Source organism: Flavobacterium niveum (assembly GCF_055231775.1).
The window spans coordinates 76,769-89,354 of record NZ_JBUYSX010000006.1; the positions used below are offsets into that span (position 1 = coordinate 76,769).

Consider the following 12,586-nt stretch of genomic DNA (forward strand, 5'->3'; position numbering starts at 1 on the left):
ATTTAGAAAATAAATCAGCATGTTTACAGGAATAATTGAAAGCGCCGCCACAATTAAGCACATAGTGCGTGAAGACGACAACATACACTTTACTTTTACCTCTCCGATTACCCACGAACTGAAAATAGACCAGAGCCTGGCACACGACGGCGTATGCCTTACCGTGGTGGCTATTGATGCCGACAGCTATACCGTAACCGCCATAAGGGAGACCCTGGAGAAAACCAACCTGCGCAGCTGGGACACCGGCACACAGGTAAACCTGGAGCGCGCTATGAAGCTGGGTGACCGCCTGGACGGACATATCGTTCAGGGCCACGTAGACCAGACCGGCACCTGCGTAAGCGTAGAGGAGGCAAACGGCAGCTGGTACTTCACCTTTGAGTACGACCCGGCCAAGAGCAACATTACTATAGAAAAAGGTTCTATAACCGTAAACGGGGTTAGCCTTACTGTAGTGAATTCTAAAGAGCATTCATTCAGCGTAGCGATAATACCGTACACGTACGAGCATACCAACTTCAAGCATTTTGAAGTGGGCACTACCGTAAACCTGGAATTTGACGTGGTGGGGAAATATGTAGCAAGGCTGCATGGTTTGAGGAAGTAATTTTCAAAGCCCATTAAAAGAAATTAAAGTCTGTAATAGCCGACTTCGACAAGCTCAGCCTTACTATTACAGACTCTAATCTCATCAAAAAATTCATCCCAATTTATAGTCAGACTGAGCTTGTCGAAGTCGACTATAAATTGGGATAAATTTTAACCACCAAGCCCCTTTGAGCATAATCATTTGTAATCTTAAAAGAGATTTAGCCATGGAAATTTAACTCCGCAGCGCAGCGTTCGAAATGCAAGGTACACTAACAAAAACAACAAAGGCTGCCCGTAGGCAGCCTTTGTTTATTACTCGATATTAATTATCGTTTCATTGCGAAGTGAGACTTGAACTCCCTGCGTACACCCAGTGCATCCGGGTATTCTACAGTGAACCAGTAGTCGTCTGCCGGAAGCGGGTTACCGTTGTAGGTACCATCCCATCCGTCGCTATCAGGGCTTAGCTGTTTGATAAGCTTACCGTAGCGGTCGAAGATGAAGATTTGCGTATCCGTATCCTGTAAGCCTACAATGTTCCAGTAATCGTTGAAACCGTCACCGTTAGGCGTAAAGAAGTTCGGGTAGTCTATGATGCTTACACCGTGGATTGGCACCATATCACATGGGTTATCCGTTTTGGTATCACGCACCCATACTGTGAAGCTGCCTGTAGGCATGTTTTCAAATACGTTTGAATTTTGCCATGGGCCTACCGGATCTTCACCCTCAGGGGCTATTGCATATTGGTACTCACCGTAACCTTCTACAAGCACAACCACAGTCTGGTCGTCAGAGAACGCGTTGCTTACCGCATAACCGTTTCCGATTAGGTTTGCAGGACCTGACTGTATTACTTCAAACTGAGCAGACGGGTCGCTTTGACAAGCAAGTGCCGTATCGCTGGTAGCAACTACGGTATACATACCCGGAGCCACTGCGTTGAAGAAGTTTTCATCAGGGTCTACCGTAACCAGTACACCATCAAGGTACCAGTCAAACGTATAACCTGTAGCAGGCACACCACTGTTCAGTACAAGCGGGCCATTTGAAGGCAGGTTTGTTTCAAAGTCAATACATATTGTATGGCTACCATCTGCAGTGCTTATTACCGGCTCTGCAAGAAGTTCTACCTGTACATCAAAGCTTGTTACATCGAAGCAACGGCTTAGTGTACCTTCGTTTGTAACACGTATCCACAGTGTTTGTGGGTTAGAAGTGTTAGTAAACGCCGTTGGTGCAGTAAGGTCGCCTATATACTCTGCAGCAGTAGTGTCGCCATCTATAGCAGCAGCCTGAGTTGTATAGTACTGTACGCTGTATGTAGCAGCACTTTGCGAACCAAGCGCCTCAGTACCCGCAGGTGTAAGATCGAATATGGTAAAGCCATCGTTAGTGCCGTCATAGTCACACATTGTAAGCGGGTTGTTAGCGCCCGTTACAGGGTTAGCTATAGCAGCAAGCTCAGCATAAAGATCCATTATCGCAGTTATAACACAATCTGTCGCATTGTTTGTAACCACTACGTAGATAGCCTGGTGGCCCGGAGACGATGTATTTGTATATACATGCGGCATTGCGGTACCGTTGGCAATATCAGTTGTACTTGCATAGAACCTTATATCAAAGTCCAGTGGGTTTTCACCGGCTTCAGTAATCAGGTTGCTTACAAAATCCATCAGGTAGAATGTTTCTACACCTGTACTTGGTGAGTTACAGATAGCATAGTATGGCGTATGCGTAGGGTCAGCCGGGTCATAAACCGGTGGCAGCGGATCTACGTGAAGCGGTAATACTACCTGCTCAGCACATCCAGGTGAACCCGGTTGTGTATCGGTACGTGTAACTACTACTATTACTGAATCATCCCAAGGTGTTACGTTAGAGTATGCAGCAGGGTTAGCTATAGGAGTACCTGCAAGCACATCAGCAGCAGTAGCATAGTACTGTACTACCGATTGTGTATCGCCATCCAGTATATCAGCAGCAGCATCTGTAAGGTCGAACACCTCTATACCGTCGCCAATAGTTACAGCATCACATAGTACAAGGGCATCAGGAGTAGTATCCGGCGTAGGACGCGGTGTAACTACTATAGTAATAGTTTCCTCGCTCCTACAACCTTCCGGTGTAAGCACAAGTATGTACAGTGTTTGCGGGTTAGTAGCGTTTGGATACTGTGTAGGATCTGCAATCCAGTTAACATTAGCATCCCTGTCGGCTTCCAGCACAAAGTACCTCACCTCATTACCTTCACCTATACCGGTTGGGGTAAGTATTTCATCATTCCTTATGGTAAGGTCGAAAATGGCAACACCGTTATTTGGCAATTCATCATCACAAAGTATAATGTTAGCCGGGTGTGCAATAGCCTGAGGCTCATTAATACGCAGTATGAAACTTGTTATGATGAAACATTCAGTAGCAGGGTTTTCTATCCTCACCCATATCTCCTGGTTGTCTGCAGCAAAGTACGCAGAAGGAACAGTTATCCTTGGCATACCGTTCTGTGCATTATTAAGGCTGGTGAAGTAATGTATGGTATAATCACCTGCCACACCGCCAAGCTGGTCTAATATCTCAGCATCCTGAACGGTAAGGTCAAATATCATATGTAAGTCACTACCGCTGTTGTCTATGTCATCACATTGCACAAGGTCGTCAAGTATTACTACTGCCGGTGCAGGGTCTACTACCAGGTTAATAGCATATACGTTAGACCTACAACCTGTAAGCGTATTGGTAGCTACCACATACAGCGTTTGGTTAAACTGTACGTTGTTCTGGAAGTTAGCCGTACTTGTTATCGGGCTGAAGTTGTTCACCGCAGCTACATACGTATAGTAGAACTGTACCGTCATGTTAGCACCACCATCTATCATTTGGGTAGCTATCTCATCCAGGTCAAAGTTACCGTAGCCGGTATTGTTAGTGCTACATACTGTAAGCTCGTCTACTGTAGGCGGCGTAAGTATAGGTAGTGGCTCTACCCTTATATCCAGCAGCACTATGCGGTAACAGCCGGTAACAGCGTTAGTAACCCTTACAAATATTGGCTGTACACCCGGAGTAGTATTTTCATACTCGGTAGGGTTTGTAATAGCACCTGTATTCGCTTCAGCATCAGCAAGCGTAGTGTGGAAAGTAACATCAAGACCAAACTCACCACCTGTTATTTCGTTAATTTTAGACGTAAGGTCAAACTCTTCAATCTCATCACCCGAAGCATTAACGTCACACAGCGTAAGCGGTGTAGGGTCTGCAACCACCGGCTTAGGATTCACTATAAGGTTTAACGGCACCACATCATAACATCCGGTAGCATTAATAGTTACCTTGATGAATACAGTAGTAGTAACTGTGTTAAATGTAGCAGGCGTACCTATTATAGCAGTACCGTTTTCAAGGTCTGCCAATGTAGGGTAGAACGTTACGGTATGCAGTGTAGGATCCAGGCCACCAAGCACTGTAGGAATGTAAGACGTAAGATCGAATACACCTATAGTATCAGTATCATCTACACCGTTATCACATATTTCATAATCAGCAAGCGGGTCTGTAGCTATAGGCCTTGGGTATACAACAAGGCTCAACGGAACCACTGTATAACAAGAGCCTGTAAGCGTAGAGTACAGCCTTATGTATATCGTTTGGTTAAACGCATTTACGTTTTGGTAGTTTGTAACATCGCCTATCGCATTTACACCAAAGTCAGCATCTGCCTGGGTTTCGTGTACTGTAGCAGCAACGTTTGGCTGTGTACCTATAGCCTCTGCAATTGCAGCAGTAAGATCGAATAAACCTATCATGCCGGCATCGTCTGTAGAACACGTTGTAAGACCTGTAGGAACTATACCCACCGGCCTGTCTACCACTTTAACATGGAACGGCTCTTCGTCAGTACAGTCTGGCGTAGTGTTAGTATGGTGCCATACGTAGAAGTCATAATCACCCGGAGGCAGTATTTCGCCACCGAAATGTTCTGTCTGTCCGCCTGCGTTTGGTCCGCCCGGCAGCTCAAAGTAGCGCATAGGCACTATTTCAGGCAGGGTATACTCGTCACAAGACACAACATCGGCCTGCTCCGGAACATCAATAGTGTTAATGGTCAGCAAGAATGTATGCTCATCGCTACATATGTTGTTAGTACCGGTTTCCGCGTAGATATATACCTGTTGCGTAGCGGTAATTGTAAGGTCTGTTATAGGGTTGTTACCACCCGGGCTACTGTAGTAGTTACCTACTGCAAGTGCAGGAAGCGTATGCGTGAAACAGTCAGAGAAATCAGCCTGGCTGTCGTCTACCACAGGGGTTTGGTTAATAACAATATCTATCTGTGCTTCGTCTTCACAGTTTACCCTTCCAAGTAGCCTTGCATAAAGGTATAGCGTAGTACTTGTAGTTATAGTAGTTGTATCAGCCACTTCTACCTGTCCGGCAACATCAGGGCCACCAGGCAGCTGGTAGTAGTGTTGCGTAAAGGTATCGTCGCCTTCGTTAATATCCGGCAGTTCGTAAGAATCACATTCTTCTACATAACCCCAAGGATAATCTTGCATTATATCATCATATACGCTGTCTACCTCAATAGAGTAAACAATTACGTTGAAGCTGGTTTCCATGAAACAGTCAGGGTTAGCAGCAGCAGCCGAATAGATGAATATGTTAGTACCATCCGGCGCGTTTGGCGCTATAGGACCTGTAACAACAGATTGTCCTACTGCGTTAGGGCCACCGCTCACGGCATAGTACGTATAACCGGCAGGAAGTGCAGGTAATACGTAGGTATCACAAACTTCCACATCAGAACGTGCTATAATAGTAGGTGTCGCCGTAATATTTACATTAAAGCTTGCCTCAGCAGTACAGTTAGGGAAGGTAGTTGTTTCGGCATATACAAACACATCTTGTGTACTTGTAAGTACATCACCGGCCTGTAGCATTTGTCCACCACCCGATGGGCCACCGGCAAGTGTATAGTAGTTACCTACAGAAATTGCAGGAAGTATATACTGGTCACACAGTACTACATCTGCCACAGCATCAAGTACCGGTGTTTCATTAATGGTTACTTCAAAATTAGTATCCTGCGTACAAGCCGCAGCAGAATCTACAAAGAAGTAGATAACATGCGTTTGATCACCGTCAGTATCGGTAGCGTAAGTACCGGTATAAGCAGGCAGGTTAGAAACCTCAGTTCCTGCAGGTATTTCAATACCGGCTCCGGTAGATCCTCCAGGTTCAGTGTAATAGTGCTGACCGGCAGGAAGCGCAGGAAGTGTATACGTATCACAAGACGAAACATTTTGCGGAGGCTCAGGGTTTACAAGTACCTGTAATTCGTTTTCTGAAGTACAGTTTGGAGTACCACCCGATTGCGCAAAAATGTACAGCGTCATAGAGTTGGTTATCGTTTGCCCTTCAAACATTGGGGTACCTGTACCACCAGGGCCTGTAAAGTAGTTACCACCTGTAAGAGCAGGAAGCTGTATAGAGCCACAGTCGGCTATTACTCCCGGATCATCAATTAGCGGAGGGGCTACTGTAGTTACGGTAAACGACTCTTCTGCATAACACGTAGGTGTTATATTTGTAAGTGCGCCGTATATATATATTGTAGAATCTGTAGTGATAACCGAACCCGGGGCAAGTGACGTACCACCGCCAGCAGGGCCACCCGGTGCATTATAATATGCATACGAAATGTTTGTTGCCGAAGGCAGATCCGGCAGCGTATATCCTACGTTAGCACATACCGTTTGGTCTGCAATATCATCTACAGTAACCTGGTTAATAGTAATTTGGAAATCACTTTGTGCGCTACAGCCCGGGTTAGCATTGTAGATGTACATCAGCATAGATGATGTAACAGCATCACTTGGGTTGTAAGCAGTTCCTGTACCGTTAGGACCGGTAAAGTAGCTACCGCTGGTAAGCGCAGGAAGTATGTATTCGTTACATGCCACCACATCCGGAAGGTTATCTACCGTAGGAGTAGTGGTAATGGTTACAGTAAAGGCATCGTCATTTGTACAGTTTGTACCGCTTGTTACAGGCACATACCTGTATATGGTTTGTGTAGTAGTAATTACTGTACCGGCCGCTATAGCGTTACCACCACCATTCGGCTGGTCACGGTAAGAACCTACACTAAGTGCAGGCAGGGTATAGCTGCCACAAGCCGTTACATCTTCAGGCTCATCTGTACTGTCTATGATAGTTACAGTAAACGGATCTTCACTGAAACATACCGGTGTGGTGTTTGAAGCCACATAAGCATATACCACCTGTGTAGAGGTAATAGCACCACTTATAGGGCCTACACCGTTAGGGCTTGAATAGAATCCGCCTGTAGTAATGTTAGGCAGCGTATAGCTGTTACAAGCTATAACATCATTATAGGTGGCACCTAAAGATGGTATAGGAAGTATTGTTATAGTAAAAGGAGTATCGGCAGTACAGGTAGTGCTTCCACTGGTTAGTGTAGCATACACATATAGTGTTTGTGTAGCTGTAAGCACGTCACCGGCAAAACGCTGTACGTTACCCGCAGTAGACGGGCCACCGGCCATAGTATAGTAGTTACCCACTGCAAGTGTAGGAAGCGTAAAGCTACCACATGCAGACTGGTTACCCGGAGTCTGGGCACTGCTACCCAATACTGTTACTGTAAACTGCCTCCAGCTGCGACATCCCTGCGCGTTAATCGCTGCAGGATAAAGCACAGTAGTAGCCGTTATAACTGTAGTAGGCGCTAACAAAGTACCACTACCGTTAGGACCTGTATAATAACCTTCAAAACCTGCAATAGACGGCTGGGCTGGCAGCGTATAGCTGTTACACACCGTTATATTCTGGAATGAAGGCATCGGCGGGTTAGGAACAATTGTAATTGTGAAATCGTCTTCACTTACACACTGTGTTACAGGATCCAAATAATACACATAAAGCGTTTGACTGGTAGTGATGTTTATAGGAGTTGTAAGCATAGTTCCTGTACCTCCTTGCCCGGTATAAAAATTACCCACCGGTGGCTGCACAAGTACAGTACCTCCACAAGAGGTTATGTCTGACCTTGGAACAACATTTGGTGCGAAATACACATCAAAGCTGGTTTCAGCAAAACAGCTTCCGTCAGGATGTGCGTTATATATGTATATAGTCTGGTTAGTAGTAATGTTACCATTCAGCTGGGTACCGCCACCTGAAGGGCCTCCCGCTGCTGTCCAGTAAGAACCACCTCCTGTAAGTGCAGGCAGGGTATACGGCGGGTCACATTGTGCCACATCAGCCTGGTCAGGAACCGAAATAAGCGTTACCGTAAACGAGCTGTTACTGGTACATGCATCTGCCGTAGGTATGTAGAAATAAATTACATGCGAGCTGTTTCCGTCAGGGTCTGTAAGAGCAGTATACGGATATGTATTGCTTACTACGGTACCACCAAATATCTGGGTACCTGTACCACCCGGACCTGTCCAGTACTGCTGGCCTGCAGGTAGCGATGGTAGCGTGTAACTGTTACACACAGTTACCGAAGACGGGGTTACAGCACCCGTAAGTACGGTAACTACGAAATCGCTCTGGTTGCTACAGCCACCGGCATTAGTATTGTATATGTAAATAGTTTGTGTAGTAGTTACAGTATAAGGGGTTGGCAGCGGGCTGCCTGCACCACCCGATACAGCATAATAAGCGCCGCCACCTGCAGGAAGTGCCGGAAGCGTATAGCTACCACACACTTCTATATCGCTTACTTCTGTAACAGCAGGAAGTGAATTTACCTGTATGGTAAACGATGTTATAGCATAACAAGTAGTATTAAACGAACTCTGCACCCTTGCATAGATAGTTTGAGTAGGAACAGATGTTGTAGTAACACTTTGGTAGCTTGTAGGGCTTGTTATAGGGTTAGTGCCGGCATTGGCATCAGCCGATGAAGTATAATAAATTACACTATACTGATCAGCAGCCTGAGAGCCTAAAATTGTAGCAGTTTGCGCCGTAAGGTTAAATACAGCAGAACCTGCACCTGCCGAAGTTTCACACGCCTGAAGCGTAGGCGCAGTACTAGCCGTAGGAGGCGTTACAGGTATCAGGTTAAACGGCACTACAGAATAACAGCTGCTGCTGGTACTTTTTATACGCGCATATATTGTTGTAGTAGTAGCGCTGGTTGTTGTGTAAACAGGGTTAAGCGGGCTGGCGCCGGTATCGGCATTGCCCTGGGTAGCATGGTAAGTAACTGTAGCCGTAGCACCGTTTAAAAGTGTAGTAGTATTACTGCTTAGGTTATATGTATATACACCTCCTGCACCCGGACACGAATAAAGGTTTGCAGGGGTACCCGGCGTAAGCGGTGCCGCAAACTCTAAGGTTACCTGTTCTGAAGTGTTACAACCTGTAGTAGCATTATTTATAGTTAACGTATAAGTACCGCTTTGTGTAGCAGTGTATGACGCACCTGTACCCACAGTAGAACTACCAAGAGCCCAGTTAAATGTAAAGTCAGCAGGGTTCAGTTGTGTGTTTATGGTATAAGACTCTCCCTGGCAAAGCGCAGTGTTTGTAGCCGCCACCATGTTTTGACCTACAACTGCCTGGCCCAGGTTAATACCTCCTGCCGGTAAAAATACTGCCGAGTTATAACGGCCGTCTGTCGGGGCCGGGTTAAGCGGGTTAGCATTACCGTCATCGGCTACTACTATTTTAAGGTGATAGGTAGTACCCGGCACCAATGTATACGTAGCAGTAAGCTGCACAGTCTGGCCTTCAAAGTTAGTAGCGGCAGTAGAAGAGTTACCACCACCGTTAAAGGTACCGAAGTAGGCAACGTTTTGGCTGCTACAGTTAGTATTATAGGAATTACTGCGGATGGTAGAAACCGAAACCGGGCTGCCGTTTGGCAGCGTAGCTATATTGGTATAAGTACCTCCTACAGGTTTTATAAGTATAGCCATACCGTCTTTAGAACTACACTGGTACTGGCCATATTCTTCTGAAGCAAAAAGATACGGAATTGAAAGCGTAGAAGTTACAGCAGTAAAATCAAACTCCAGCACTGTAGCATTCATAGAGTTAATACCGCCTATACCTGCAAAAGCAGCCTCAAGGTCGGCATCGCCCAGCCATGACTGCGAAGCAACACTGTTATCACTTGAAATACTGGTGTTTGGCCCTGAAGCAGTGTTTGCATCTCCCGAAACAAGTACCACACCGGCACTCATAGGGAAAGCAGTATTGCTGTTTGTAAAGGACCCGATACTATTTCCCTGGGCATAGTTATAGGCACTAAGCCCGGTTGTTTTGGTAATGTTTGCCGTCTGTACAAGACAGTTGTTATTCACCAAAACGTTGTTCACCAACTGGGTGGCGTTTGCGTTACCGTAAGCGGTCGTACTTACAACAACGCCTTGCGAATACCCTGCTAAACAGCACAACAGGGTAATCAGAACGAGTAGATTTTTTCTCATAAAACTTCCAACTAATACTAGCAATCCAATAATTTTTCGGGTTCCGCTTTAACGCGCTATGATACAAACGCTTAAAACGGGCAGGCAAATATAGAATATTTGTTTTTCGTCAATAATTATTTTCCAACAAATTTCCTATAAATCCTATATTTTTTTAACCTTTGAAAAAAAGAAGCCTATTTAACAAAAAAGACACATTAATGTCATCATTATTTAAAACTTCTTTCAATTTTTTCAGCATATCTGTAAGGACTGCCCTTTTTCTCCTGAACGCAAAAATACACGAAATTTTTATTTATCCCAGTATTCATGCAATTTTAATCGATACATAAACAATTTACTCTACGAACACCCTACCTTATTAACTTTTGTTGAACCATTTCTTAATATAGTAATGTGTATTTTTGTGAAAAAGCAGGAGATTTATGTACGACAGAATAAGGGAAAAGCTAACTATACTGGCCGATGCCGCAAAATATGACGTATCCTGCTCTTCCAGCGGCGGAAACCGAAAAAATAACAATAAAGGCATAGGCGACAGCAGTGCCAGCGGCATATGCCACACCTATACCGAAGACGGCCGCTGCGTATCACTCCTTAAGATACTGCTTACAAACCACTGCATATACGATTGTGCCTTTTGCGTATCGCGCCGCAGTAACGATGTAAAGCGCGCCGCCTTTACCGTAGAGGAAGTGGTAGAGCTTACCATGAGTTTTTACCGCCGCAACTATATAGAAGGGCTGTTCCTGAGTTCGGGTATTTTTAAAAATGCCGATTTCACTATGGAACGCCTGGTGCGTATTGTGAAAAAACTGCGCCTGGAAGAGCGCTTTAACGGTTACATCCACCTGAAAACCATACCCGGAGCCAGCCAGGAACTGCTTACCGAAGCCGGCCTGTATGCCGACCGCATGAGCATTAACCTGGAAATGCCTACCGAAACCGGCCTGAAGCTTCTGGCTCCCGAAAAATCGCATGAAGAGGTAAAAAAGCCGCTTGGGTTTATCCAAAACACTATTACCCAGCTTAAAGACGAAAAGAAAACCGGGCTTATAAAGAGTGTGCCCAAATTTGTCCCTGCCGGGCAAAGCACCCAGATGGTAGTGGGTGCCACCCCCGAAAATGACATGGAAATAATGTATACCGCCGATAAGTACTATAAAGACTTTTCGCTGAAGCGGGTATACTATTCGGGTTATATACCTATAAGTAACGACAGCCGCATGCCGGGCATAGGCACCCAACCTCCCCTGCTGCGTGAAAACCGACTGTACCAAACCGACTGGCTGATGCGCTTTTACGGTTTTGAAGTACAGGAACTGCTGAACCCCAAGAACCCCAACCTGGATACCGACATGGACCCTAAGCTGGGATGGGCGCTGCGCAACCTGGAACAATTCCCCGTAGACCTGAACACTGCTGATTACCAAATGATACTCCGCGTACCGGGCATCGGCGTACAATCTGCACAGAAGATAGTGCAGGCGCGCCGCTTCGGCAGGCTGTATACATATCAAATTAAAAAAATGGGTATTGCCTACAGCAGGGCAAAGTTTTTCATTCGCTGTGCCGATACGCCGTATGCCATACAGGAACCTGATGCCCCAAGGCTGAAAGGCCTGATACTGGCCGAAAGCAGCAGCAAATACCTGAAGGTACCACAAAACCAGCTAAGCCTGTTTTAATTATGGTTACCTATATTTTTGACGGGTCATTTGAGGGATTGCTTACCTCCGTTTTCGAAAGTTACGAGCGCAAACACAGGCAGGTGGATCTGGTTTGGGATATACACCACCAACCGTCTATGCTGGGCGAAGAGCTGGTTATCATTAATGCTGAAGAAAAAGCGCAAAGAGTGTGGAAGGGCCTCAAAAAGAAACTGGACACCAAATGGGTAAACAACTTTTACACTACTTACCTCAGCGAAGACCCGCAGGCATTGCAACACCTGTTTTATTTTGCCCAGTACATTTTTGACAACCCGCCCGGTGCCGAAAAAAACTTTGGCAACCCACACGTTATAGCCGTAGACCAAATGGCACACAAGGTAAGCCGTGAACGCCACCGGATGAAAGCGTTTATCCGTTTCCAGAAAACTGCCGACGGTATTTACTACTGCCCGGTAGAACCCGACTATAACGTACTGCCGCTGATAGCCAAATTCTTTAAAGACCGCTATGCCGACCAGCAATGGATAATATATGATGTGCGCCGCCGCTACGGGCTATTCTATAACCTTAATACTGTAGAAGAAATCACTTATGATTTTGTAAGCGAAATAGATACCCGCTCCGTAACGCTGCCCACCACCCTTACCGATGAAAAGGAAGAACTGGCTACACTGCTGTGGAAAGACTATTTTAAAAGCACCAACATACCTGCCCGCAAAAACATGAAACTGCACCTGCAACACGTACCGAAACGCTACTGGAAATACCTTACGGAGAAATTTTAGTTTTAGCTTTCAGACAAAAGGGATAAGGCAAAAGGCATAAGTGTAGTAAAACTTATCCCTT

4 protein-coding genes are annotated in these 12,586 nt (G+C 45.7%); 3 read left to right on the forward strand and 1 reads right to left on the reverse strand.

Annotated elements, in window-relative coordinates; genetic code table 11:
* Positions 1–19: 19 nt before the first annotated feature.
* Positions 20–610 carry a riboflavin synthase gene (locus ACZIX4_RS15195; protein ID WP_463336490.1) on the forward strand — a complete coding sequence of 197 codons (591 nt, stop codon included), beginning with the start codon at positions 20–22 and terminating at the stop codon, positions 608–610.
* A gap of 310 nt (positions 611–920) precedes the next feature.
* Here the strand turns inward: ACZIX4_RS15195 and ACZIX4_RS15200 are convergent, their stop codons facing one another.
* A complete protein-coding gene (locus ACZIX4_RS15200) occupies positions 921–10,067 on the reverse strand; it encodes a choice-of-anchor L domain-containing protein (RefSeq protein ID WP_463336491.1) in 9,147 nt (3,048 codons plus the stop codon).
* A gap of 425 nt (positions 10,068–10,492) precedes the next feature.
* On the opposite strand from ACZIX4_RS15200, the gene ACZIX4_RS15205 reads away from it, so the two are divergent.
* A complete protein-coding gene (locus ACZIX4_RS15205; protein WP_463336492.1) occupies positions 10,493–11,755 on the forward strand; it encodes a putative DNA modification/repair radical SAM protein in 1,263 nt (420 codons plus the stop codon).
* 2 nt (positions 11,756–11,757) lie between these two features.
* Positions 11,758–12,525, forward strand: coding sequence for a TIGR03915 family putative DNA repair protein (locus tag ACZIX4_RS15210; protein WP_463336493.1), 768 nt, complete (start codon positions 11,758–11,760; stop codon positions 12,523–12,525).
* Positions 12,526–12,586: the final 61 nt, after the last annotated feature.

What these genes read in the sequence shown, in the direction of transcription:
- ACZIX4_RS15205 (WP_463336492.1), top strand. Translation starts at nt 10,493, where the DNA reads ATGTACGACAGAATAAGGGAAAAGCTAACTATACTGGCCGATGCCGCA.
- ACZIX4_RS15210 (WP_463336493.1), top strand. Translation starts at nt 11,758, where the DNA reads ATGGTTACCTATATTTTTGACGGGTCATTTGAGGGATTGCTTACCTCC.
- ACZIX4_RS15200 (WP_463336491.1), bottom strand. Translation starts at nt 10,067, where the DNA reads ATGAGAAAAAATCTACTCGTTCTGATTACCCTGTTGTGCTGTTTAGCA.
- ACZIX4_RS15195 (WP_463336490.1), top strand. Translation starts at nt 20, where the DNA reads ATGTTTACAGGAATAATTGAAAGCGCCGCCACAATTAAGCACATAGTG.